At 61.1% G+C, this 23,483-nt stretch carries 20 protein-coding genes, 1 other RNA gene and 1 riboswitch; of the genes, 10 read left to right on the top strand and 11 right to left on the bottom strand.

Annotated elements, in window-relative coordinates:
• The first annotated feature begins 74 nt into the window (after positions 1–74).
• Entirely contained in the window at positions 75–893 is an 819-nt protein-coding gene (locus tag V6607_RS27830) for a M48 family metallopeptidase (RefSeq protein WP_003216165.1), read from the top strand.
• 160 nt (positions 894–1,053) lie between these two features.
• On the opposite strand, the gene V6607_RS27825 is transcribed toward V6607_RS27830, so the two are convergent.
• The 3 genes from V6607_RS27825 to V6607_RS27815 form a co-directional block, all read right to left on the bottom strand.
• A complete protein-coding gene (locus tag V6607_RS27825; protein ID WP_003216166.1) occupies positions 1,054–1,638 on the bottom strand; it encodes a TMEM165/GDT1 family protein in 585 nt (194 codons plus the stop codon).
• Positions 1,639–1,726: 88 nt separating this feature from the next.
• Positions 1,727–1,846, bottom strand: a riboswitch (yybP-ykoY riboswitch).
• A 51-nt stretch (positions 1,847–1,897) separates the two neighbouring features.
• Entirely contained in the window at positions 1,898–2,896 is a 999-nt protein-coding gene (locus V6607_RS27820) for a class I SAM-dependent methyltransferase (protein ID WP_008434258.1), read from the bottom strand.
• 30 nt (positions 2,897–2,926) lie between these two features.
• Positions 2,927–3,892 carry a 2-hydroxyacid dehydrogenase gene (locus V6607_RS27815; protein ID WP_102604708.1) on the bottom strand — a complete coding sequence of 322 codons (966 nt, stop codon included), beginning with the start codon at positions 3,890–3,892 and terminating at the stop codon, positions 2,927–2,929.
• Positions 3,893–3,976: 84 nt separating this feature from the next.
• Between V6607_RS27815 and V6607_RS27810 the strand changes: the two genes are divergently transcribed.
• From V6607_RS27810 to V6607_RS27790, 5 genes are all read left to right on the top strand, one after another.
• Positions 3,977–4,609, top strand: coding sequence for a LysE family transporter (locus V6607_RS27810; protein ID WP_003216169.1), 633 nt, complete (start codon positions 3,977–3,979; stop codon positions 4,607–4,609).
• 131 nt (positions 4,610–4,740) lie between these two features.
• On the top strand, positions 4,741–6,423 hold the full coding sequence (locus V6607_RS27805; protein WP_338742036.1) for a fatty acid--CoA ligase: 1,683 nt from the start codon (positions 4,741–4,743) through the stop codon (positions 6,421–6,423).
• A 331-nt stretch (positions 6,424–6,754) separates the two neighbouring features.
• Positions 6,755–8,614 carry a DUF1302 domain-containing protein gene (locus V6607_RS27800; RefSeq protein WP_008434252.1) on the top strand — a complete coding sequence of 620 codons (1,860 nt, stop codon included), beginning with the start codon at positions 6,755–6,757 and terminating at the stop codon, positions 8,612–8,614.
• A gap of 43 nt (positions 8,615–8,657) precedes the next feature.
• Complete coding sequence (locus V6607_RS27795; protein WP_008434250.1) at positions 8,658–10,022, top strand: DUF1329 domain-containing protein; 1,365 nt, start codon at positions 8,658–8,660, stop codon at positions 10,020–10,022.
• A gap of 309 nt (positions 10,023–10,331) precedes the next feature.
• Positions 10,332–13,061 (top strand): LuxR C-terminal-related transcriptional regulator, encoded by a 2,730-nt coding sequence (locus V6607_RS27790; protein WP_134327310.1) that lies wholly within the window; start codon positions 10,332–10,334, stop codon positions 13,059–13,061.
• Here the strand turns inward: V6607_RS27790 and V6607_RS27785 are convergent.
• From V6607_RS27785 to V6607_RS27770, 4 genes are read right to left on the bottom strand one after another with little or no spacing between them, the layout of a single operon-like run.
• Positions 13,053–13,613, bottom strand: coding sequence for a PqiC family protein (locus tag V6607_RS27785; protein WP_134327309.1), 561 nt, complete (start codon positions 13,611–13,613; stop codon positions 13,053–13,055). The genes V6607_RS27790 and V6607_RS27785 overlap by 9 nt on opposite strands.
• A 17-nt stretch (positions 13,614–13,630) precedes the next feature.
• The gene (locus V6607_RS27780; protein WP_003216179.1) at positions 13,631–15,286 is read right to left on the bottom strand and encodes an MlaD family protein; all 1,656 of its coding nucleotides are present in this window, start codon (positions 15,284–15,286) and stop codon (positions 13,631–13,633) included.
• The gene (locus V6607_RS27775; protein WP_003216181.1) at positions 15,267–15,911 is read right to left on the bottom strand and encodes a paraquat-inducible protein A; all 645 of its coding nucleotides are present in this window, start codon (positions 15,909–15,911) and stop codon (positions 15,267–15,269) included. Before V6607_RS27775 ends, V6607_RS27780 begins: the two co-directional genes overlap by 20 nt.
• Positions 15,908–16,504 carry a paraquat-inducible protein A gene (locus tag V6607_RS27770; RefSeq protein ID WP_008434242.1) on the bottom strand — a complete coding sequence of 199 codons (597 nt, stop codon included), beginning with the start codon at positions 16,502–16,504 and terminating at the stop codon, positions 15,908–15,910. Before V6607_RS27770 ends, V6607_RS27775 begins: the two co-directional genes overlap by 4 nt.
• A 179-nt stretch (positions 16,505–16,683) precedes the next feature.
• Between V6607_RS27770 and V6607_RS27765 the strand changes: the two genes are divergently transcribed.
• Together V6607_RS27765 and V6607_RS27760 are read left to right on the top strand one after the other, a co-directional pair.
• Entirely contained in the window at positions 16,684–17,328 is a 645-nt protein-coding gene (locus tag V6607_RS27765; RefSeq protein ID WP_003216184.1) for an MBL fold metallo-hydrolase, read from the top strand.
• Between the two features lie 218 nt (positions 17,329–17,546).
• On the top strand, positions 17,547–18,317 hold the full coding sequence (locus V6607_RS27760; protein ID WP_032899265.1) for an OmpA family protein: 771 nt from the start codon (positions 17,547–17,549) through the stop codon (positions 18,315–18,317).
• 67 nt (positions 18,318–18,384) lie between these two features.
• Here V6607_RS27760 and V6607_RS27755 read toward each other — a convergent pair whose 3' ends face one another.
• The 4 genes from V6607_RS27755 to V6607_RS27740 all read right to left on the bottom strand — a co-directional run bounded on the left by V6607_RS27755 (position 18,385) and on the right by V6607_RS27740 (position 21,831).
• Entirely contained in the window at positions 18,385–18,966 is a 582-nt protein-coding gene (locus V6607_RS27755) for a BON domain-containing protein (RefSeq protein ID WP_087692852.1), read from the bottom strand.
• Positions 18,963–19,556, bottom strand: coding sequence for a phosphoheptose isomerase (locus V6607_RS27750; protein ID WP_003216190.1), 594 nt, complete (start codon positions 19,554–19,556; stop codon positions 18,963–18,965). Before V6607_RS27750 ends, V6607_RS27755 begins: the two co-directional genes overlap by 4 nt.
• A 92-nt stretch (positions 19,557–19,648) precedes the next feature.
• Positions 19,649–20,020 carry a YraN family protein gene (locus tag V6607_RS27745; protein WP_076014393.1) on the bottom strand — a complete coding sequence of 124 codons (372 nt, stop codon included), beginning with the start codon at positions 20,018–20,020 and terminating at the stop codon, positions 19,649–19,651.
• A complete protein-coding gene (locus V6607_RS27740; RefSeq protein WP_017477693.1) occupies positions 20,020–21,831 on the bottom strand; it encodes a penicillin-binding protein activator in 1,812 nt (603 codons plus the stop codon). The genes V6607_RS27745 and V6607_RS27740 overlap by 1 nt, the downstream gene beginning before the upstream one ends.
• Before the next feature lie 176 nt (positions 21,832–22,007).
• Between V6607_RS27740 and rsmI the strand changes: the two genes are divergently transcribed.
• Positions 22,008–22,913: a 16S rRNA (cytidine(1402)-2'-O)-methyltransferase gene (gene rsmI, locus V6607_RS27735; RefSeq protein ID WP_161635740.1), complete on the top strand. Its 906-nt coding sequence runs from the start codon at positions 22,008–22,010 to the stop codon at positions 22,911–22,913.
• Between the two features lie 95 nt (positions 22,914–23,008).
• Positions 23,009–23,362, top strand: an RNA gene (gene rnpB / locus V6607_RS27730) — RNase P RNA component class A.
• Positions 23,363–23,483: the final 121 nt, after the last annotated feature.

The following is a 23,483-nucleotide window of genomic DNA, read 5'->3' as shown; positions in this document are numbered from 1 at the left end:
TATACGTCTGTTGTATCTGGCGTCGATACAATTGGCCGACTACGATACGCGCCATGTTTTCAGGGAGCAGGTTGATGAAAAAGACAGTGGCGGTATGTGCGTTGGGCGCGGCTTTGTTGCTCGCCGGTTGTCAGTCGGTCAACACCACCAGCGGCGGCGCCGTGGGCGTTGAGCGCAAGCAGTACATGTTCAGCATGTTGTCGAGCCAGGAAGTCGACCAGATGTATGCGCAGTCCTACCAGCAGACCCTGGGTGAAGCCAGCGGCAAGGGCCTGGTGGACAAGACCAGCGCCAACGCCAAGCGCGTGCAGGCGATTGCCAACCGCCTGATCGCCCAGGCGCCCACCTTCCGCCCGGATGCGGCGCAGTGGAAGTGGGAAGTGAACCTGATCAAAAGTGACGAGATGAACGCCAACTGCGGGCCTGGCGGCAAGATCTTTGTCTACAGCGCGTTGATCGACAATCTCAAGTTGACCGACGACGAACTCGCCGCCGTGATGGGCCATGAAATTGCCCACGCCTTGCGTGAACACGGCCGCGAAGCCATGTCCAAGGCCTACGGTATCGAAATGGCGAAGCAGGGGGCCGGTGCGTTGTTCGGCCTCGGTCAGGACAGCTTGGCGCTGGCCGATACCGTGGCCAACTACGGCATGACCTTGCCCAACAGCCGCAGCAATGAAAACGAAGCGGACCTGATCGGCCTGGAGTTGTCGGCGCGTGCCGGTTACAACCCGAACGCGGCGATTACCCTGTGGAACAAAATGGCCAAGGCTTCGGAAGGCTCGCCACCTGAATTCATGAGCACCCACCCTGCCTCCGACAGCCGGATCGCCTCGTTGCAGGCGGCGATTCCGAAGGTGATGCCGTTGTATCAGCAGGCGAAAAAATCCTGATTTATAAGGCTGAAATGCAAATCTGAATGTGGGGGCCCGGCTTGTGTGGGAGTCGGGCTTGCCCGCGATGCAGGCACCTCGGTGTGTCAGTTGCACCGAGGTGATGCTATCGCAGGCAAGCCAGCTCCCAAAAAAGCCCAGCTCCCATATGGGGTTACGTTTAGATCCAGCCACTGCTCTGCATGGCCTTGTACACCGCAACAATGGCCAGGATGAAGAATGCCGTAGCCGCCAGTCGACGAATCAGCGTCAGCGGCAATTTGTCCGCGGCAAAATTACCCGCCAGCACCACCGGCACGTTGGCAATCAACATGCCCAGGGTGGTGCCGATAATTACCAGCCACAGTTCCGGGTATTGCGCCGCGAGCATCACGGTAGCGATCTGGGTCTTGTCGCCGATTTCCGCGAGGAAGAACGCGATCAGCGTGGTCAGGAAGGGCCCGAACTTGCGGGAAGTGCTGGCTTCGTCATCGTCGAGCTTGTCGGGCACGAGGGTCCACAGCGCCGTGGCGCAGAAGCTCGCCGCGAGGATCCAGTGCAGCACCGCATCCGAGAAGAAACTCCCGAACCAGGCCCCCACGGCACCGGCGGCCGCATGGTTGGCCAGGGTCGCGGCAACGATGCCGGCGATGATCGGCCAGGGTTTGCGAAAGCGTGCAGCGAGAATGAGCGCGAGCAGTTGCGTCTTGTCGCCAATTTCGGCCAAGGCAACGATTGCGGTAGGGACGAGCAGAGAATCCAGCATCAGGTAAGTTCCAGGGGCGGGTCGACACGGCTATGACACGTACAGCCTTCCCGCCCCGGGTAAGGTGTTCGTGTCATAGGTCTTGTCAAACCCCGGTCCGTCTGTGCGGACTCCTGGGTCGCATACGCCATGGCCTGTTGACCAAGTATGTTGACGTATGCCGGACGAGCGTGGCGCTCGTGGGAGACTACTCCCCTAGGACGGAGCGGATTCTGCCTAGGCAAAATCCATTCGGCAAGCCTTCTTTTGGAAAAAGACCTCAGCCGCGCTTGGCACGGTAAATGCGAAAACCCTGGCCTTCTGCCTTGATTGCGCACACCCCAAGATGCTCTTCAATCAGCGGCTGATACTTCAGGAAGCTGTTCGCGACCAAGCGAAGTTCGCCGCCTTTTGCCAGATGTTTGGCCGCTTTTCGCAGCAGGTTCTCGGTGGCGAAATAATCGGTGTGCACCCCGACGTGGAACGGCGGGTTGCTCAGAATCGCGTTCAGATTCATCGGAGCAGCGTCGATGCCATCACCGGTCAACACCTCGGCTTCCAGGCCATTGGCCGCCAATGTCAGGCGACTGCTGGCAGCGGCAAAGGCATCCACGTCGAGCATTGTCACCGTGTTATGCGGGTAGCGACGCTTGACCGCTGCCCCGAGCACACCCGCGCCACAACCGAAATCCAGCAAGTGACCGCTCGGCAACTTGTCCAGATGCTCCAGCAGCAATGCGGTACCGCGATCCAGCCGACCGTGGCTGAACACGCCCGGCAGGCTCACCACCTTGAGCGGGCCCTCAGCCAGCGGCACCTCGAACACCTGCGCCAGGCTCTCCAGTTCTACCGGCTCGGGGGCGTTGGCCACCGTCACCAGCCACAACTGGCAGTGCCGCGCGTTGTCGAGCTTGCGCGGCTTGCCGAACGGATTCAGTTGCTTGGCCGCGCTTTCGATGCCGCCTTTCTTCTCCCCCACCAGGTACAACTCCTTGCCGGGCAAACGCGCCGCCACGGCATTGAGCAGGTAGTCGGTGAGGTCCTTGGACTTGGGCAGGAACACCACCGCGGTCTCGAACGAACGCTCGGGCACGTTCACACCGAACTGGCTGCGCTCGGCAAAACGTGCGTCCAGTGCGGCCTGGTCGCCGGCGTGCCAGCTCCAGCCATGGGCATTGGGCAGGCGGCCCAGCAGGTCGTCGGCGGGCAAGCCCACCAGCAGCACGTCGCCTTGAAAAAGTTCGGCCTGGCGAAGCAGTACTTCACTGCGCGGATCCATGGTCTGCTCCTTGAAAAGGGGCGCAGTTTATCAACTGACGACACGCAGCGGGGCGCCGCTGAAAAAGCCCTGAGTGTTTTCGATCAATTGGCCGACGATCCGCTGCCGGGCTTCGCGGCTGCCCCAGGCGTTGTGCGGGGTGACGATCAAGCGCGGGATGTCGCCGGCCAGCAATGGGTTGCCGTTCACCGGCGGTTCCACGCTCAATACATCGGTCGCCGCGCCGCCCAGGTGCCCACTGCGCAAGGCATCGGCCAGGGCCTGTTCGTTGATCAAGCCACCACGGGCCGTGTTGACGATAAATGCGCCGGGCTTGAGCAGCGCCAGTTCGCGGGCACCGATAAAGTCGCGGGTGTGTTCGTTGAGCGGGCAGTGCAGGGTCAGTGCGTCGACCTGCGCCAGCAACTCGTCCAGCGGCACGCGATCGGCACGGGCCGGGCGGCCTGGAATGGCGCCCAGGATCACGCGCATGCCAAAGGCTTCAGCCAGGCGCGCAACGGCACCGCCCAATTCACCATGGCCCAGCAGCCCGAGGGTTTTGCCTTCCAGTTCGACGATCGGGTAGTCCAGCAGGCAGAACTGCTTGGCTTGTTGCCAGTGCCCCGCCTGCACATCCCGTTGATAGTCGTTCAGGCGCGTCGCCAGGTTCAGCAGCAGCATGATCGTATGCTGCGCCACCGATGGCGTGCCGTAACCCTGGCAATTGCTCACGGTAACGCCGTGGGCGCGGGCGGCGGCGAGGTCGACGTTGTTGGTGCCGGTGGCGGTCACCAGGATCAGCTTCAGCTCGGGGCAGGCCGCCAGGGTCTCGGCATTCAGCGCGATCTTGTTGCTGATGGCCACCTGCGCGCCTTGCAGGCGTTCGATAATGTTTTCGGGTGTGGTCTGCTGGTGCAGGCTCAGTTCGCTGAAGAGTGCCTGCAACCCGCTGAGGTCCAGGTCCCCGAGGTCCAGGGAAGGGTGATCAAGGAAGACGGCGCGGCGATTGTTCGTCATCAACTGTACCTTTTGCGGCGGGATTCGAAGGCGTAATCTGCCGAGCCTATCAGATGAAATAATCAGTTACTTCCTGGAGTGTGCATGTACCTCACCGAGTTCTTGACCGTGGCACTGATTCACCTGTTGGCGGTGGCCAGCCCTGGCCCGGATTTCGCCGTGGTGGTACGTGAAAGCGTGACCCATGGCCGACGGGCCGGCACCTGGACGGCGTTGGGCGTCGGTTCGGCGATTTTCCTGCACGTGGGGTATTCGCTGCTGGGCATCGGCTTGATCGTGTCCCAGTCCATCGTGCTGTTCAATGCGCTGAAATGGGCGGCGGCGGCCTACCTGCTGTACATCGGCTTCAAGGCCCTGCGCGCCCAGCCGGCCAAGCCTGCCAGTGAAGAAGACCTGCACCTGGAAGCGGGCGAGCGCACTGCCCGTGGTGCGTTTACCTCGGGTTTTGTCACCAATGGCTTGAACCCCAAGGCCACGCTGTTCTTCCTGTCGCTGTTCACCGTGGTGATCAATCCCCACACGCCGTTGGCGGTCCAGGCCGGTTACGGCGTGTACCTGGCCGTGGCGACCGCGATCTGGTTTTGCCTGGTGGCCATGCTGTTCAGCCAGCAACGCGTACGCGCCGGTTTTGCACGCATGGGCCACTGGTTCGACCGCACCATGGGCGCGGTGCTGATTGCCATCGGTGTGAAGCTGGCCTTTACCAGCATGAAATAAGCCGGATGCTGGCTCAAAGCTAGCATTCATTGGGTTCTGCAAATCATTCCTTTGGCTGATTTGGCTGAAACATAAGCGCTCTAAAGTGCAGATGTTTCAGCCAAGACCGTGCAGTCAGATAAGGGATTCGTATGTTGCAGACTCGTGTTATCCCGCCCGCCGAAGGCGCCTACCAATACCCGCTGTTGATCAAACGCCTGTTGATGTCCGGGACACGCTACGAGAAGACCCGGGAAATCGTCTACCGCGACCAGTTGCGCTACACCTATCCGACGCTGATCGAGCGCGTCGCCCGCCTGGCCAATGTGCTGACCGAGGCCGGGGTCAAGGCCGGTGATACCGTGGCCGTGATGGACTGGGACAGCCACCGCTACCTGGAATGCATGTTTGCCATTCCGATGATTGGTGCGGTGATCCACACCATCAACGTGCGCCTGTCCCCGGAACAGATTCTGTACACCATGAACCACGCCGAGGACCGCTTTGTGCTGGTCAACAGCGAGTTCGTGGGGCTCTACCAGGCCATCGCCGGCCACCTCACCACCGTCGACAAAACCCTGCTGCTCACCGACGGCGCGGACAAAACCGCCGAGCTGCCCAACCTCGTGGGTGAGTACGAAACATTACTGGCGGCGGCGAGCCCCCGCTACGACTTCGAGGATTTCGACGAAAACTCCGTCGCCACCACCTTCTACACCACGGGCACCACGGGCAATCCCAAGGGCGTGTACTTCACCCACCGTCAACTGGTGCTGCACACCATGGGCGTGGCGACCATCATGGGCAGCGTCGACAGCGTGCGTCTGTTGGGCACCAACGACGTCTACATGCCGATCACTCCGATGTTCCACGTGCACGCCTGGGGCCTGCCGTATGTGGCGACCATGCTCGGCCTGAAGCAGGTTTATCCAGGCCGCTACGACCCCGAATACCTGGTGGAGCTGTGGCGCAAGGAGAAGGTCACCTTCTCCCATTGTGTGCCGACCATCCTGCAAATGGTGCTCAACGCCAAGGCCGGCCAGGGCGTGGATTTCGGCGGCTGGAAAATCGTCATCGGTGGCAGCGCCCTCAATCGCTCACTGTATGAAGCCTCCAAGGCCCGCGGGATCCAACTGACAGCGGCGTACGGCATGTCCGAGACCGGGCCGCTGGTGTCCTGCGCCCATCTCAATGAAGAACTGATGGCCGGCACCGAAGACGAGCGCACCACCTACCGCATCAAGGCCGGCGTGCCCGGGCCATTGGTGGAAGCGGCGATCATCGATGGCGAGGGCAACTTCCTGCCCGCCGACGGTGAATCCCAGGGCGAGCTGGTGCTGCGCGCGCCATGGCTCAGCGAAGGCTATTTCAACGAGCCGCAGACGGGCGCCGAGCTGTGGGCCGGCGGCTGGATGCACACCGGCGATGTGGCCACCCTCGATGCCTTCGGCGTGATCGATATTCGCGACCGCATCAAGGACGTGATCAAGACCGGCGGCGAGTGGATCTCCTCGCTGGCCCTTGAGGACCTGGTCAGCCGCCACCCGGCGGTACGCGAAGTAGCGGTGGTGGGGATTGCCGACCCGCAGTGGGGTGAGCGCCCGTTTGCGTTGCTGGTGGTGCGTGATGGCCATGTGATAGGGGCCAAGGAGCTCAAGGAACATCTCAAGCCATTCGTGGAATTGGGCCACCTGAGCAAGTGGGCGATTCCAAGCCAGATCGCCGTTGTTACGGAAATTCCCAAGACCAGTGTCGGCAAGCTCGACAAAAAACGTATCCGTATCGACATCATCGAATGGCAGGCCAACAACAGCACCTTCCTCTCTACCCTCTGACGCTGCTTGCCGTGCCCTCGCGGGCACGGCAGCGCTCTAGTCCAAGCCTTCACTTGTGATTTGCCAATTTTCAGCCATCCTTCCGTCGCTGACCTTCGTCAGCATGGCGAAAAGGACTGTGGCAGACGGGTTGGTGATGCAAATCACACTTTAGAGGGATCAAGCGGTACCCCCTGCTGGCTATAGTTCATCCCAGAGTTTTTCAAGGTGCGGTGCTGTGAGCCCGGCGGGTTCATGTGTTCGCCCGGCATTGGAATCGTTGTATTCCGGCCGTTACAAGCCCTTGGAAACGACTCACTGCCATAACAATAATGCACATGGAGTAGCGTCGATGATCTCAGCACACCAGTTCTGGCGCCGGGCAAAACTGCCCTTGGCCGTCAGCCTCGCCTCTACGCTCGCCGGGCCTGCATTCGGCGTCAGTTTCAACATCGGTGAAATCGAAGGCAGCTTTGACTCGTCCCTGTCGGTCGGGGCCAGTTGGTCGACGGCGGGTCGCAATAAAGACCTGATCGGTGCCAACAACGGTGGCAGGGGGTTGTCGCAAACCTCGGATGACGGTCACCTGAACTTCGACAAAGGTGATTCCTTCTCGAAGATCTTCAAAGGCATTCATGACCTTGAGTTGAAATACGGCGACACCGGCGTGTTTGTCCGGGGCAAGTACTGGTATGACTTCGCGCTGCAAAACGAAGACCTGGACTTCAAGAATGTCAGCAACAACAACCGCAAAGAGGGCGCCAAGTCTTCTGGCGGGCAGATTCTCGATGCATTCATCTATCACAACTACACCATTGCTGATCTGCCAGGTAACGTGCGGTTCGGCAAGCAGGTGGTGAGTTGGGGTGAAAGTACCTTTATTGGTGGCGGTATCAACTCCATCAACCCGATCGACGTGTCCGCATTCCGTCGTCCCGGGGCCGAGATCAAGGAAGGCCTGATCCCGGTCAACATGTTCTATGTGTCGCAGACGCTGACCGATAACTTGTCGGCAGAAGCGTTCTATCAGTTGGAGTGGGACCAGACGGTGACCGACAACTGCGGGACGTTCTTCTCGCAGCCGGATGTGGTTTCCGATGGTTGTAACAACAACCTGCGGGTGCTGAACAAGCGCTCGACCATTCCAGGCGCTGCACTGCCTACCCTCAACGCCCTGGGCGTGGATGTGAACAACGAAGGTGTGCTGGTGCGCCGTGGGCCGGACCGTGACGCCCGCGACAGCGGCCAGTTCGGCGTGGCGATGCACTACAACTTCGAGCCGCTGGATACCGAATTCGGCGCCTACTTCATGAACTACCACAGCCGTGCGCCGATCTTCAGTGCTCAAGGCGCTCCAGCCTCGGCCTACACGCGGCCTCTGGGGCCTTTGGGTGCACTGCGGCCGTTGATTGTTGCGGGCAGTTCCAATTACTTCATCGAATACCCTGAAGACATTCGTCTTTACGGCTTGAGCTTCTCCACCACGCTGCCTACCGGTACTGCCTGGAGCGGTGAGTTGAGCTATCGGCCAAATGCCCCAGTACAGCTCAGCACCACCGACATTCTTTATGCGGGTGTCACGCCGATTCCGGGCTACGGGAATGCCTCGGTGCTGAAGGGCACGCCAGGCCAGGATCTGCATGGCTACAATCGCAAGGAAGTGACGCAGTTCCAGACCACCTTTACGCACTTCTTTGATCAGGTCATGGGCGCCAGTCGTTTGACCACGGTCGGTGAAATTGGCGTGACCCACGTCGGTGGCCTGGAAAGCAAATCCGACGCACGTTATGGCCGAGATCCGGTCTTCGGTCCTGGCACGCTGCCAGGCGGGTTCTGTAACGCCCTTAACAACTCGACGGCCAACGGCGCCGGTCTGCCGAACGCCGCTGGCCTGAACACCAACTGCAACAACGACGGCTACACCACGGCCACCTCCTGGGGCTATCGCGCTCGTGCCATCTGGGAGTACCCGGACGTCTTCGCCGGTGTAAACCTCAAGCCCAACGTGGCGTGGTCCCATGACGTCAAAGGCTACTCGCCAGGTCCTGGCGGCAACTTTGAAGAGGGGCGCAAGGCCGTCAGCCTGGGTGTCGATGCCGAGTACCAGAACACCTACACCGTCAGCCTCAACTACACCAACTTCTTTGGCGGCAAATTCACCACGGTGGATGACCGTGACTTTATCGCCTTGAGCGCTGGCGTGAACTTCTAAGCACACTCTCTTTAAGCAGTATGTTTTAAGGAAGAACCAGAACATGAAAATAACTAAAAATCTGTTGCAGGTGGGTGTGCTGGGGCTGTCGATCATGGCGGGTAGCGTCATGGCGGCGGTCTCGGCGGATGAAGCCGCCAAGCTCGGCACGACCCTGACCCCGATGGGCGCTGAAATGGCCGGTAACGCGGCCGGCACCATCCCTAAATGGTCGCCGCTGCCCACCAACGCCGGTGCCGTGGATGCCCGTGGCTTCCTGGCCAACCCGTACGCCAGCGAACAACCGCAATTCACCATCACCGCGCAGAACGTCGAGCAGTACAAGGACAAGCTGGCGCCGGGGCAGTACGCGATGTTCAAGCGCTACCCCGACACCTTCAAGATGCCGGTCTACCCGACCCATCGCGGCGCCACGGTGCCGGCTGATGTGTTCGCCGCCATCAAGAAAAACGCCACCAGCACCAACCTGGTGTCCGGCGGCAACGGCCTGGAAAACTTTGAAACCGCCGTACCGTTCCCGATTCCGAAAAGCGGCGTTGAAGTGATCTGGAACCACATCACCCGCTATCGCGGCGGCAGCGTGACCCGCCTGGTGACCCAGGCCACGCCGCAAACCAACGGCTCGTTCAGCCTGGTGTATTTCCGTGATCAGTTCGTGTTCCGCGACAAGATGAAGGACTACGACCCGAAAAACCCGGGCAACATCCTGTTCTACTTCAAGCAGCAAGTGACTGCGCCGGCACGTCTGGCCGGTGGTGTGCTGCTGGTGCACGAAACCCTCGACCAGGTGAAAGAGCCGCGTTCGGCGTGGGTCTACAACGCCGGCCAGCGTCGTGTGCGCCGGGCACCGCAAGTGTCGTATGACGGCCCGGGTACCGCCGCGGACGGCCTGCGTACCTCCGACAACCTCGACATGTTCAACGGTGCACCGGACCGCTACGACTGGAAACTGGAAGGCAAGAAGGAACTGTACATCGCCGAAAACAGCTACAAGCTTGACGATCCGAAGCTCAAGTATGTCGACATCATCAAGGCCGGCCACATCAATCAGGACCTGGCGCGCTACGAGCTGCGCCGTGTGTGGCATGTGGTTGCAACCCTGAAGGAAGGCCAGCGCCACATTTACGCCAAGCGTGATTTCTTCATCGACGAAGACACCTGGCAAGCCGCGGTCATCGACCACTACGACGGTCGTGGCCAGCTGTGGCGCGTGGCTGAAGCCCATGCCGAGAACTACTACGACAAGCAAGTGCCGTGGTACGCCCTCGAAACCCTCTACGACCTGCAGTCCGGCCGCTACCTGGCCCTGGGCATGAAGAACGAAGAGAAACAGGCCTATGACTTCGGCTTCACCGCCACCACCAGCGACTTCACCCCGGCGGCCCTGCGCCAGGATGGTGTTCGCTAACTTGCTGTAAACGAGGCCGCATCCTCGAAGAAGCCCCGACTGGTTCGGGGCTTTTTTTTGCGCGACCACTGTGGCGAGGGAGCTTGCTCCCGCAGGGATGCGTAGCAGCCCCAAAAACGGGAGCGCTGCGCACTCCGGCGGGAGCAAGCTCCCTCGCCACAGAGTGTCGGTCGTTACAGAAGAAGTCCGGATATTTTTTGTTGTAGTCTTTTTCAGACAAATGTTGCAAAGATCTACAAAGCTGCCGCTTTTACCGCTAGTCTGCGGACATCTGCAATGCCGACAACAGCCTTCTACAAGAGCCCGGCGATGACTGATCTGTCCCGAATTCAAGGGCCTGCCAGTGCGGTGATTCCGACCCTGGAAGGGCGCTTCTATCGACCCCCACTGCCTGACGGCTATGTGTTGCGACCGCGCCTGTGCGAACGGCTGAGCGAAGGGTTGGCCGGGCGTCTGTTGCTGGTCAGCGCCCCGGCCGGGTTCGGCAAGAGTTCGCTGGCGGTGGAGTTCTGCCAGAGCCTGCCGGCCCACTGGCAAAGCTTGTGGTTGGGGCTAAGTCCCCGGGACAACGACCCGGGACGTTTTCTTGAACGCCTGCTCGATGGCTTGCAGCAATACTTCCCGCAGTTGGGCGCCCAATCCCTGGGCCTGCTGAAAATGCGCCAGCGTCACCAACCCTTCGCCTTTGAAGAATGGCTCGACGGCCTGCTGGATGAACTGACGGTGCACCTGTCGACCCAGGCGCCGCTGTTGCTGGTGCTGGATGACTACCATCTGGCCCAGGGCCCGGTACTCGACCGCTGCCTGCAATTTTTCCTCAATCACCTGCCCGACGGCCTGCTGGTGCTGGTCACCAGCCGCCAGCGTCCCGACTGGCACCTGGCCCGACTGCGCCTGTCCCGGCATTTGCTGGAACTGCACGAGCAGGACCTGCGCCTGACTCACGGCGAATCCCTGGCGCTGCTGGATCGCCACAGCAGTTCATTGCGTGGTGAAGCCCTGGATAACCTGATCCGGCGCAGCGAAGGCTGGGTGGCCGGCCTGCGTTTCTGGCTGCTGGCGGCTTCCGAGGCCGGCAGCGAAGGTACGCTGCCCCAGGGTTTGCACGGCGGGGAAGGGCTGATCCGCGATTACCTGCTCGAAGAGGTCATCGACTGCCTGCCCTCGGAAGTCCAGGCGTTCCTCTACGACACCGCGTCCCAGGAGCGCTTTTGCAGCGAGCTGTGCGACGCCGTGCGCGAGGCCCACGACAGCACGGAAATCCTGCGCTACCTGCAAGCCCACCAGGTATTCCTGGTGCCGCTGGACGAACAGGGCCACTGGTACCGTTATCACCATCTGTTTTCCGACCTGCTGCGCACCCGGCGCGCGAGCAATGCCGTGTTGCCGGCAGCCAGCCTGCACCTGCGGGCCTGCCGCTGGTTCAATGCCCAGGGCTTGATCGACGAGGCAGTGGAGCAGGCGCTGCGTGCGGGCCACCTGGATGTGGCGGCAAACCTGGTGCAGAACCTGTCCGAAGAGCAACTGCTGGCGGAGCAGAATGTCGGCATGCTGCTGCGCTGGAAAATGGACTTGCCCGACAGTTTGCTGATGAGTACGCCACGCCTGATCGTGCTCTACAGCTGGGCGTTGGGCCTGGCCTGCCAGCTGGATGCGGCGCAGGAACTGGCCAGCCACCTCAGCCGTTTTTTACCGGCCCCGTCGGCCACCGCGCAAAAGTCGATGCTGGCGCAATGGCTGGCCCTCAGCGGGATTATTGCCCGGGGCCGTGGTGATCGTGAGCTGACCCAGTCGTATTGCAGCGAGGCCCTGGAAAGCCTGCCGCACAAACGCTATGGCCAGCGGTTGATGTGCCTGTCGACCCTGTCCAACCTGGCCATTGTCGACGCCGACCTGTGGCGCGCCCGCGGCCTGAACCGCGAATCCCTGGAGTTGGCGCAGCGGGTCGGCAATCCATTGTTTGAAGCGCTGGCCCATTACGACCGAGCCCGTGTACTGCAGGCCCGTGGCGAGATCCTGCGGTCGCTGGATGAGGTGCGCCAGGGCCTGCAACGTTTGCAAGGCCTGGCGCCGCAACGCCTGTACGCAGTGCGCGCGCGCCTGGCGTTGTACGAAGGCTATTTGCTGCTGATGCGCTGCCAGCCTGAAGCCGGGCTCGCTCGGCTGCGTGCCGGATTGACGGAGGCGCGAGCCTGTCGGGATATCAGCGTGTTGATCGGCCACTGTGTGATCGCCAGCTTCGAAGGTCGCCGTGGCGACTTCTCCGTGGCCTTTGCCGAACTGGCCGAGGCCGAGCGCTTGATGCATATCTGGGACGTGCCGCCGATTTTCTATCTGGCGATGATCACCCTGGTCAAATGCGAGCTTTGGCTGGCTCAGGGCCGCACCGACCTGGCCGATGCCTGGCTGACGCGGCTGGGGCAAACCTACAACGGTGAGCAGGCCGCTGCCGCACCGGAGTTCCACCCGCACCTGCCGCAACATATCGAGTTGCAACAGGCGGCACTCGACGCCATCCGTCATCAGCCGGCGGCTTCACTGCAACGGCTCGATGAACTGGCACGCCAGGCCCATAACAGCGGCCGGCAGATGATCAGCCTGATGGCGCTGACCCAGCAGGCACTGTTACTGCTGGACGGTGGCCAGGAAGCCCAGGCCCGCCCGGTGTTTGCCCGCGCACTCGAAGCGGCTGCCGGTGGCGCGATGCAACCTTTCCAGCGCTTGCTGGAGCGTTACCCCGACTGGACGCGGGAGCAGCTGTCGCGGGATCCCCATGGCCTGCTGAACCAAAGCCTGCTGGCACGCTTGCCGAATGTTGCGGTGGTGGAAGCCCCACACACCCTTGAAACCCTGAGCACCCGCGAGCTGGCAGTGCTGCACTTGATCGCCCAGGGTTGCTCGAACCAGGAAATCAGCAATCAGCTGTTTATCTCCCTGCACACCGTGAAAACCCACGCCAGCCATATCAACAGCAAGTTGGGAGTGGAGCGACGCACCCAGGCGGTGGCGCGCGCTCAGGAGATGGGGTTGTTAGGGTAGATTCGCGGGCGGGCATTCACTCGGTGACTTGTCGGCGGCCTGGCTGAGCAGCGCGGCAAACCGCTTGACGTTGTTTTGCTGCGCGATCACCAGGTCATCAATGGTCGGGCCGGATGGCGACTGCACCACCGTGCGACACGTCAGCGGCGTGCGTTCGTCCGTGCCCGTCTGGCGAAGCCGCCATTTGACGTCGAGCAGGGCGTACTGCCCGGGGATCGAGTCAAAGCGCTGGACCTCAATGCGCACCGCCAGGTTTTTCCGGCTGCTGGCGAGTTGATCCACCAGCGCGCTGCGCAACTCATCCACCAGGCTGGCAGCCCACCATTGCGTCTCGAGAATGGCCACGCCGCTGTCACCCTGGCGGATGACAATCTGCGGCCGGTCGACCTGTGGCGGGACCGTGATGCTTTCAATCCGGATCTCGCCCCCCGCGGCCAATGACGCATTGCTGCGCTGCACCGGCGTCAGGGTATGAAATTGAATGGGCTCACTGCGGCACGCCGTCAGCAGCAGCAACCCGGTGAGCAGCGTGATCTTCAGCGGCAAAGCCATGGTGGTTGCTCCTGTGGTCATTTGCGCGGTGGCCCTTGCAGGTCGGAGGGCGCGGCGTTGTCGGGGCGACCGCGAATCAGCGATTCGGGATGGCGTGCCAGGTAGTCCGACAGCTCTCGCAGGGAGCGCGACATGCGGCTCAGTTCGTCCAGGGTCTGGGTCAACTGTTCCCGTTGCGGCGAATCCTCGGCCAGGGTCGAACTGGCGGATTGCAGGGTTTTACTCACGTCGGCCAGCGTGTTTTGCACCCCCGGCAGTGTCTTGGCGTTGAACTGGCCGAGACCCTTGCGCAGTTCCACCAGGCTGCCGTCGAGGTTGCCGGCAATTCGCTCGATCGGCAGCTGGTTGATCTTGTTGACGATGCCTTCGAGTTTTTCCTGCAGTTGTTCCAGGTTGCCGGGGATGGTCGGAATACTGACGGGGCGCAGGTTCGGGTCAAACACGACTTTGTCGGCCTTGGGGAAGAAGTCCAGGGCGATATAGAGCTGGCCAGTGAGCAGGTTGCCGCTGCGGGCCTGGGCGCGCAGGCCGTGTTCGATGAAGCTGCCTATCAGGCGCACACCGCCAGCTTCGTCGTTGGGGTCATGCTTCAAGACCGTGAGCATTTTGGTGTTGGCTTCGCCGAGACGCTGCGGGTAGATCACGATGCCGACGTTGACCGGGAAGCTGCGTTTTTTCTCGTCGAAATCCAGGTTGATCGACACCACTTTGCCGAATTCGATACCCAGGAACTCCACTGGCGCACCCACCGTAAGCCCGCGCAAGGCCTGGTCGAACCGCAGGTTCAGGTATTGCGCCTTGCCATTGGGCGGGGCCAGCGCGGTTTGCTGGTCGGCGAACAGTTCATAGGAGTGTTCTTCGTCGGCCGGCTTGTCGTTGGGGCTGTAGGGCGGGGCGAGGAAGGCGATGCCGCCCACCAGCATGGACGACAAGGATTCGGTTTTCAGCGCAAACCCGTTGGCGCCGACACTCACATCAATCCCGCTGGCGTTCCAGAACCGGGTGTTCTCGGTGACGTAGGCGTCATTGGGTGCATGCACGAACACGTCGATGTTCACGCCCTTGCCATCAGCGTCCAGGGCATAGGCCACCACCTGGCCAACGGGAATCTTGCGGTAGTACACGGGGGAGCCGATATCCAGCGAACCCAGATCCTGGGTGTGCAGCGTGAAGCGCTTGCCCGGTTCGCCATAGGTAATGGGCGGCGGGTTTTCCAGGCCGGTGAACCGGTTGGCGCGGGTATCGGACTGGCCGATATCGGCGCCGATGTAATCCCCGGAGAGCAGCGTGTCGATACCGGAAACGCCACCGGCGCCGATACGTGGGCGCACCACCCAGAACTGCGAGTCTTCACGGGTGAAGCTTTCAGCCTGTTTGGACAGTTTGATCGTGGCGTTGACGCTTTTCTGATCGTCGCTCAACTCCACATCAGTCACCTGGCCGATCACCACGTTGCGGTATTTCACGTCGGTCTTGTTGGCGGTCAGGCCGCTGCCGGTCTTGAAGGTAATGGTAATGCTCGGCCCTTGCTGAAGGATGCTGTGCACCACCAGCGAAATGCCCACCAGCACCGCGACAATCGGCACGATCCACACCAGCGAGACGCTGAAGCGCCGCGTCTTGATCGCAGGCGAGCCCGCAGGCTGCGGTTTGTCAGTGGTTTGCGACGCCATCCGGCATCTCCTCGTTGTGTGGGTTTTCCCAGATCAGGCGCGGGTCGAAACTCATTGCCGAGAGCATGGTGAAAACCACCACCAGGCCAAAGAACAGAATGCCCAGGCGCGGCTCGATGGTGCCCAGGGCCTGGAACCGCACCAGGGCGGCCACCAAGGCCACCACGATCACATCCAGCATCGACCAGTAGCCAATCACTTCGACGAAGCGAAACAGCTTCGAGCGCTCCTTGCGCGCCCACTGGTTATTGCGCTGCACGGTGACCAGCAGCAACGTCAATGCGACGAACTTGATACCCGGCACCGCGATGCTGGCGATGAAAATGATCAGGGCGATGTCCCAGGCGCCGTGCTGCCAGAACTCCAGCACGCCGCTCATGATGGTGCTGTCGGCGCCCGAGCCGAGCATCGAGGTGTTCATCACCGGCAGTAAGTTGGCGGGCACGTAAAACGCCAGCGCCGTCAGCATATAGGCCCAGGTACGGGTCAGCGAATGGACCTTGCGCCGGTGCAGCGGCGCGCCGCAACGCTCGCATTCGTCGGGCGCGGTGCTGACGTCGCAAGCCTGGCCGCAGCTGTGGCACAGGCACAGGTTCAGTTCGCTGGCGGTCGGTGGACGGCTCATAAAATGTCCCACAGGTCGCGAATATCACGCCCGGCAATGCGGATCAGCAACAGGCTGAGAGCGGCCAGGGCAAACAGGCCGGTGCCGGGCAACACATCCAGCATGCCGGCGAGTTTGAACACCGCCACCATGGCGCCCAGCAGGCAGACTTCGAGCATGCTCCAGGGCCGAAGCGCTTCGAGCCAGCGCATGCACAGCTTGAACGCCGGCGAGCGTTGGCCCTTCATCGCAAAGCCCAGCACCCAGATCAACAGCAGCAACTGGAACACCGGCGCGATGATGATGGAAATCGCCGCCACCAGCGCGATGAAGGTGATCGGGCCCTGGGCCAGTGCGACCACCGAATCCCATAACGTGGCGCTGCTTTTCAGGCCTTGCAGGCTGATGCTCATCACCGGGTAGAAGTTGGCGAAAATCCACAGCACGGTGGCGGTCAGGGTCAGGGCCAGGCGTTGTTCCACCGACAGCCCGTTATAACGCTGGAGTACGCCTGCGCAGCGGGTGCAAAGGGTCTTCTGATGTTTGGCGAGCGCGACTTTTTCGTACACGCAATCGCAGTGTTCGCAGATGATCAATGGGCTGAGGGTCGCCATAAGTCCCACTCCATGCGCTATACGTTGCGCGTTGTATGACTGGCGCCAGAGTAGCTTAGCAGTTGCCGGGTTTGACAGCCGTGCGCTCGCGAGCGCTTTCGGATCGGGTGCAGGGTCGAACATACTGTGCGCCGGAATGCAGTACAAAAGAGTTTGCCTTTGAATTTGCAGGAATACCCATGAATATTCAGTCTCCCGCGCTGATCCGCGAAACGTTCCCGGTAGGCCCGTTGCAGTGCAACTGCACGATCATCGGCGACCCCGTCACCAAAAAAGCCATCGTCGTCGACCCGGGCGGCAACCATGAGCTGATCCTGGCGCGCCTCGATGCGCTGGGCCTGAAAGTGGTCAGCATTATTCACACCCACGCCCATCTCGATCACTTCCTGGCCTCCGGGCAGTTGAAGGAAAAAACCGGCGCTACCCTGCACCTGCACAAGGAAGACCAGTTTCTGTGGGACAACCTGGAAATGCAGTGCCAGATGTTCCGCGTGCCTTACACGCCAGTGCCGTCGCCGGATCGTTGGCTGGAGGATGAAGAAGAGCTGGCCTGTGGTTGCGGGGTTGCCTTGCATACACCTGGACACACACCCGGCTCGATGAGTTTCTGGTTCGCCGATGCGAAGTTGCTGATTGCCGGCGACACCCTGTTTCGGCGCGGCGTGGGCCGTACGGATTTGTGGGGCGGTGACCAGGCGACCATCGTGCGCTCGATCAAGCAACGGCTCTACACCCTGGATGAGGCGGCGGTGGTGGTGACAGGGCACGGTCCGGACACGCGCCTGGGAGATGAAATGCGTGAGAATCCGTTTGTCCGCGCGTGAAGCAAAATGTGGGTAGTTTTTCGGATACCAAGTGGCAACTATCAGACGAAACATATAGAGAAAATGACAATCACCGTTCAGGAAGTCTCTGCTAGGGTTTGAGTGTGGCCGGGCTTGTGTGGAGATGGAATTTTTACCGTTTGTCGTGTTCCAAGCTCGGCACAGGTCCAATGCCAATGTCCTCTGCATCACCGAATGCAAAAGTAGGAGCTTCCTTCATGTTCACTTCTCGTCGTCTGCTTGTTGTTGCTACTGCCGTAGCCCTGTTGTCGGGCTGCGCTTCACCTAATCCTTATGACGGCAGCCAGGCACAGGGTGGTGGCTCTTCCGGTGTGAGCAACACCGCCAAGTATGGTGGCCTGGGCGCCCTGGCTGGTGCGTTGGCGGGTGCAGCCATCGACCACAACAACCGCGGCAAGGGTGCGTTGATCGGCGCTGCCGTCGCCGGTATCGGTGGTGCGGGCTACGGCTACTACGCCGACCAGCAGGAAAAGAAACTGCGTGCCAGCATGGCCAACACCGGTGTCGAAGTGCAGCGCCAGGGCGACCAGATCAAGCTGATCATGCCGGGTAACATCACCTTCGCCACCAACTCGGATGCGATTTCCAGCAGCTTCTACACGCCGCTGAACAACCTGGCGAACTCGCTGAAGCAGTTCAACCAGAACACCATCCAGATCGTTGGCTACACCGACAGCACCGGCAGCCGTCAGCTCAACATGGACCTGTCCCAGCGTCGTGCGCAGAGCGTGGCCAATTACCTGACCTCCCAAGGTGTCAGCCCGACCAACCTGAGTGCCCGCGGTGCCGGCCCGGATAACCCGATCGCCAGCAACGCCGACGTCAATGGTCGTGCCCAGAACCGTCGTGTAGAGGTCAACCTGGGTCCGATCCCAGGCCAGCAGTACGGTCAGCCGGCCGCCCAGCAGCAACAGGCGCCACAACAGAACAACCAGTTCCAGGGCAACCCGTACCAGCAGTACCAGTAACCTGTAGTCAATAAAAAGGGCGCCGTGCAATCAATGCACGGCGCCCTTTTTTGTGGCTGACGATAGATCAGTCGATGTATTCGAACAGCTTCACGATCTTCTGTACGCCGGACACACTTTGTACCAGGTTGGCGGCGCGGGTGGCTTCTGCCTGGGTCAGCAGGCCCATCATGTAGACGATGCCGTTGTCGGTGACGATCTTGATCCGAGAGCCGGGAATGGCGCTGTCGGTCAGCATCTGGGTCTTGATCTTGGTGGTCAGCAGGGCGTCGTTGCTGATTGCCAGCAGGGTGATCGGCTCCATCACCTGCAGTTCGTTGTGAACCTTCTTGACCCGCTGCACAGTGGCGGCAGCTTGTTCAGCCTGGGCCTTCAAGTCGGCGCGCGGGGTTTGGCCGGTGAGCAGCACCACGCCGTTGAAGCTGACGACCACGATGCGCGATGCGCCGTTGCCCAGGTCTGGAGCGGCCTTGGATACGTTGACGGAAACCTTGGTCTCGATCAGTGAGTCATCGATTTTGCTGCCGAAAGTGCGGGTGCCTTTATCGTCCTGGATGGGCGTGTCGCGGCTCGCTTCGATTACCGAGCTGCAGCCGCTGATGCCTAGGCACAGCGTGATTGCCAATAGGCTAAGGCGTTTAACGGTCATTCTTCACTCCCGAACAGTTGGCTGTCGATCAGATCGCACAGGCAGTGGATCGCCAGCAGGTGGACTTCCTGGATACGTGCGGTGACATTGGCCGGGACGCGGATTTCCACGTCTTCGGGCAACAGCAGCGAGGCCATGCCGCCGCCGTCGCGTCCGGTCAATGCTACGACAATCATTTCACGATCATGTGCGGCCTGGATCGCTTGAATAATATTCGCCGAGTTACCGCTGGTGGAGATCGCCAGCAGGACGTCCCCCGGCTGACCAAGGGCGCGGATCTGTTTGGAGAAGATTTCGTTGTAGCTGTAGTCGTTGGCGATCGAGGTGATCGTCGAGGTGTCGGTGGTCAGGGCGATGGCCGGCAGGCTCGGGCGCTCACGCTCGAAGCGGTTGAGCAGCTCGGAGGAGAAATGCTGGGCATCGCCGGCCGAACCGCCGTTGCCGCACGAAAGCATTTTGCCCTCGTTGAGCAAGGCGTTGACCATGACCTGACTGGCTTGCTCGATGTGCGGTGCAAGTACGTCCATCGCCTGTTGCTTGGTATCGATACTGGCCTGGAAAAGCTGGCGAATTCGGGATTGCATGTCCATCTGTGTGACCTTAAGTAGCGCGGCTGTTTGGCACAGGAATGTGCAGCCCGCAAAGCAAAGAGCAAAAGTGTGCGGTGTAGATGTCCGGCGAATCAGCTGTCAAAGGCATCTTGCAGCCAGTTCAGATCGGCTGTTCCCCGGGGAGTGCTTTCTATGGCAACCACATCGAAACGGCAGGGATGATCGGCCCAGCGACGCTCCTTGAGCAGGAAAAACTGCGCGGCGAGTATCAACTTCTGGCGCTTGCGCCCGTCGATACTGGCGAGCGCGCCACCCCATTGTGCGTGTTTTCTGTAGCGGACTTCGACAAATACTACTGTATCGCCGTCAAGCATGACCAGATCAAGCTCGCCGCGTTTGCATAACCAGTTCTGCGCCAGAAGGCGCAGACCTTGTTGTTGCAGGTACTCGAGAGCTTGAAGTTCGGCGTCCTTGCCGCTTTGTGCGCTTGACCGCTCGGGCATCAGCGCGGGGTATCAGGCAGGCGCTGGATCTCGCCACCGACGAACTTCGCCCATGGCATCTGGCGGTCGACACGCTGATTGGCGCTGACACCCAGGTTGCCCGACAGGCCGTCGACACGAGTGTCCGGCAGTGCCTTGAGCTGCCCCAGGCGCGGCGCCAGGCGGTAGGCATCCACACCCATCGCGTACAGGCGGCCAAGGCTGCCGTTGGCTTGTGGCCATTGGGCAGCGACCTGGTTGCGCAGCGGGTCGGTGGTGTTCAGCAGCCAAGGGGTTTCGCAGAACATCACGTTGGTCATGTCCAGGTACTGGTTCTTGTCGCCACTGGCGCTGAACACGTGGGACGTCGCATACACCGGCACGTCGCCAGCGTATTGGAAGTTCAGGGTCGGCTTGATCTGCTGGGCCAGTTGCGGAGTCACGGCCAGGAAGATGAACTCGATGTCCTGGCGGCGCGATGGCTGGGCGGAAACATCCGAACCTACCGTGCTTTGCAGGCTCTTGGCGCGGCCTTCGCTCTTGCGCAGCTGGAACAGGTCGGCAATCTGCTGGGCCAGGGCTACCGGCTGGTCAACGTACTCGACGCCCACCACGGTGCCGCCATTGGCTTCCCAATCCTGACGGAATGCCTTGTAGACGCGCTCGCCCCATTCGCCTTTCGGCACCATGGCGGCGGCGCGGTGCAGGCCATCGGCGCGAGCACGACGGGACACTTCACGGGCTTCGTCTTCAGCGGCCAGGCCAAACTGGAACAGTTGCGCCGGGTTCTGGTCGGCTTCGCTGTAGTTCAGGGCCAGGGTGGTGATCGGCAATTGCGGGCGTGCGCTGAGTTGCTTGACCAGCGGTTTCTCCAGCGGGCCGACCACCAGTTGTACGCCGGCGGCCTGGGCCTTGGCGTAGAAGTCGTCGATGGAGGTCAGGCGCGAGCTGTCGTAGAACTCGATCACCGGCGGCTTCTGCCCGGCTTGTTCAGCCTGGTAGTGCGCGGCCATGAAGCCTTCGCGCAGCGCCTTGGCAACGCCGGCCAGCGGACCTTCCTGCGGCAGCAGCAGGGCGATCTTGTTCAGCGGCTGGCTGGCCAGTTCCTTGAGCTTGGTCAGCGGCTGCGGCAATTGCGAGGCTGCCGGGTGGCCAGGGTTCTGGGCGCGCCAGGTGTCGATGGCCGCCTGCTGTTGCTCCAGAGTACCGGCGCCCTTGACTGCCTGGGCCAGGCTGATCCAGCCGTCCAGCGTCGGGTTGCCGCTGGCTTGCAGTTGATCGGCAGGCAAGGCGGCAATCAGTGCCCAGATGGCTTCGTGGTTGCTGTTGTAGGCATCGCCCGTCAGCAGCGGGGCCATGGCGACGCGCTCGCGGGCGGCGGCCAGGGTCTGGCCGTCGGCCTCATAGGCGCGGGCATGCACGGTGCCCGTGCGGATCTGCTGTTCAGGCGGCAGTTCCTTGAGGCTTTGCAGGCTCGGGTGATTCAAGGCCGTCAACGCTGCCTTGGGCTGGTTGCGGGCCATCGCCAGTTCCGCCGACAGGGTGCTGGCAAATACCTGCGCCGCCGGTTTCAGGACGTCCAGTGGCACCTGGGCAAGAATCTGCGCCGAGCGTCCCGGATTGTTTTGGTGGAACGCCAGGTCAGCCGCACTCAAGCGCAACAGCGCGGCTTTTTCCGGAGTCTTGGCCGAAGTCGCCTGTTCGAGCAGTTGCTCGATGCTGGCATCCGGAGTCCGGGGGAGGTCGCCAAGGCTGGACGAGGGCGAGCTGGCGCAAGCCGCCAACAGGGCAGCGAGGCAGAGGGCAGAGAACAGCCGCAGGCAAGCGATCATGTAAGTGTTCCTGATACCGATCAAATTAGCGTGGAATTGTACCCAAGCACTGGCCGGGGCGCGATGTTACTGGCGTGAAACCGTCTATTTAGGTCGTGTAAATGTTGCAGGACCCAATAGGCGGCTGAAATCGAACCCGCCCCGAGGGCATATATTCAAGGCGTCTACGCGCTACAATGTGGCTTTTGCCAACCATCGAGGTGTGCGTTTTGACTGCTCCAGGTCCTTTGAATTCCACTGCAGGCTCGCTTTTTGTCGTGGCGACGCCCATTGGCAACCTGGACGACATCAGTGCCCGTGCGCTGAAAGTGTTGCGCGACGTAAAACTGATCGCGGCTGAAGACACTCGGCACTCCCAGCGGTTGATGCAACATTTCGGTATTCCGACCCCCTTGGCCGCCTGTCACGAACACAACGAACGTGAAGAAGGCAGTCGTTTTATCACTCGTTTGCTGGCGGGTGATGACGTGGCGTTGATCTCGGATGCGGGTACGCCGCTGATTTCCGACCCTGGCTATCATCTGGTTCGCCAGGCGCGGGCGGCTGGTATCAATGTAGTGCCTGTTCCGGGAGCGTGCGCGCTGATTGCTGCATTGTCTGCTGCCGGCTTGCCGTCGGACCGGTTTATCTTCGAAGGCTTCCTGCCCGCCAAGGCCGTCGGGCGCCGGGCGCGCCTGGAACTGGTAAAGGAAGAGCCACGCACGCTGATCTTCTACGAAGCCCCGCACCGCATCCTTGAGTGCCTGCAAGATATGGAGCTGGTGTTCGGCGGCGATCGCCTGGCACTGCTGGCGCGGGAAATCACCAAGACCTTCGAAACCCTCAAGGGCTTGCCGCTGCAGGAACTGCGCGAATTTGTCGAGGGCGACAGCAATCAGCAGCGCGGAGAGTGCGTAGTGCTGGTAGCCGGCTGGTCGGCGCCGGAAAGCGAAGATGCCGTGGGCAGCGAGGCAATGCGCATTCTTGACCTGCTGCTCAAGGAGATGCCATTGAAGCGCGCCGCTGCATTGGCCGCGGAAATAACCGGCGTACGCAAGAACGTCCTGTATCAAGTGGCGCTGGATAAACAAAAGGGCGAATAGTTCCGGGTTCTAACCTGCACTCCGTCTGAACATGATGGCATTAGTGTCTTTTAATACTTGTTCTAACGCCGCCGTGCCGTTAACCTGCGCGGCGGAGAGTCGATTGGACAGTCGCTGCCTTCTATGAAAATTAGAGGGGGGAGGAAAGTCCGGGCTCCATAGGGCGAAGTGCCAGGTAATGCCTGGGAGGCGTGAGCCTACGGAAAGTGCCACAGAAAATAACCGCCTAAGTACTTCGGTACCGGTAAGGGTGAAAAGGTGCGGTAAGAGCGCACCGCACGACTGGCAACAGTTCGTGGCTAGGTAAACCCCACTTGGAGCAAGACCAAATAGGGTCCCAAGGCGTGGCCCGCGCTGGGACCGGGTAGGTTGCTAAAGATGTCCAGTGATGGCCATCGTAGACGAATGACTGTTCAAGACAGAACCCGGCTTACAGATCGACTCTCCACCTTTTTTCCTTCTGTCCGAATCTCGGGCAGGAACCTGGTAGTAACGCGAGAATCCCTCCCTGCTGAATCGTCAGCAGATGCGTCTTCGTAATACCGAAAAAATCTTACTCTTAATAAATTA

This window comes from Pseudomonas sp. KK18 (genome assembly GCF_037094675.1).
Lineage (GTDB): Bacteria > Pseudomonadota > Gammaproteobacteria > Pseudomonadales > Pseudomonadaceae > Aquipseudomonas.
Note: the sequence above shows the minus strand (reverse complement) of the source record. Positions and strands in the feature narration are given on the sequence as shown.

Excerpts from the sequence above, each read along its gene's own strand:
- V6607_RS27830 (WP_003216165.1), top strand. The coding sequence starts at position 75 with ATGAAAAAGACAGTGGCGGTATGTGCGTTGGGCGCGGCTTTGTTGCTC.
- V6607_RS27825 (WP_003216166.1), bottom strand. The coding sequence starts at position 1,638 with ATGCTGGATTCTCTGCTCGTCCCTACCGCAATCGTTGCCTTGGCCGAA.
- V6607_RS27820 (WP_008434258.1), bottom strand. The coding sequence starts at position 2,896 with ATGGATCCGCGCAGTGAAGTACTGCTTCGCCAGGCCGAACTTTTTCAA.
- V6607_RS27815 (WP_102604708.1), bottom strand. The coding sequence starts at position 3,892 with ATGACGAACAATCGCCGCGCCGTCTTCCTTGATCACCCTTCCCTGGAC.
- V6607_RS27810 (WP_003216169.1), top strand. The coding sequence starts at position 3,977 with ATGTACCTCACCGAGTTCTTGACCGTGGCACTGATTCACCTGTTGGCG.
- V6607_RS27805 (WP_338742036.1), top strand. The coding sequence starts at position 4,741 with ATGTTGCAGACTCGTGTTATCCCGCCCGCCGAAGGCGCCTACCAATAC.
- V6607_RS27800 (WP_008434252.1), top strand. The coding sequence starts at position 6,755 with ATGATCTCAGCACACCAGTTCTGGCGCCGGGCAAAACTGCCCTTGGCC.
- V6607_RS27795 (WP_008434250.1), top strand. The coding sequence starts at position 8,658 with ATGAAAATAACTAAAAATCTGTTGCAGGTGGGTGTGCTGGGGCTGTCG.
- V6607_RS27790 (WP_134327310.1), top strand. The coding sequence starts at position 10,332 with ATGACTGATCTGTCCCGAATTCAAGGGCCTGCCAGTGCGGTGATTCCG.
- V6607_RS27785 (WP_134327309.1), bottom strand. The coding sequence starts at position 13,613 with ATGGCTTTGCCGCTGAAGATCACGCTGCTCACCGGGTTGCTGCTGCTG.
- V6607_RS27780 (WP_003216179.1), bottom strand. The coding sequence starts at position 15,286 with ATGGCGTCGCAAACCACTGACAAACCGCAGCCTGCGGGCTCGCCTGCG.
- V6607_RS27775 (WP_003216181.1), bottom strand. The coding sequence starts at position 15,911 with ATGAGCCGTCCACCGACCGCCAGCGAACTGAACCTGTGCCTGTGCCAC.
- V6607_RS27770 (WP_008434242.1), bottom strand. The coding sequence starts at position 16,504 with ATGGCGACCCTCAGCCCATTGATCATCTGCGAACACTGCGATTGCGTG.
- V6607_RS27765 (WP_003216184.1), top strand. The coding sequence starts at position 16,684 with ATGAATATTCAGTCTCCCGCGCTGATCCGCGAAACGTTCCCGGTAGGC.
- V6607_RS27760 (WP_032899265.1), top strand. The coding sequence starts at position 17,547 with ATGTTCACTTCTCGTCGTCTGCTTGTTGTTGCTACTGCCGTAGCCCTG.
- V6607_RS27755 (WP_087692852.1), bottom strand. The coding sequence starts at position 18,966 with ATGACCGTTAAACGCCTTAGCCTATTGGCAATCACGCTGTGCCTAGGC.
- V6607_RS27750 (WP_003216190.1), bottom strand. The coding sequence starts at position 19,556 with ATGGACATGCAATCCCGAATTCGCCAGCTTTTCCAGGCCAGTATCGAT.
- V6607_RS27745 (WP_076014393.1), bottom strand. The coding sequence starts at position 20,020 with ATGCCCGAGCGGTCAAGCGCACAAAGCGGCAAGGACGCCGAACTTCAA.
- V6607_RS27740 (WP_017477693.1), bottom strand. The coding sequence starts at position 21,831 with ATGATCGCTTGCCTGCGGCTGTTCTCTGCCCTCTGCCTCGCTGCCCTG.
- rsmI (WP_161635740.1), top strand. The coding sequence starts at position 22,008 with ATGTGGCTTTTGCCAACCATCGAGGTGTGCGTTTTGACTGCTCCAGGT.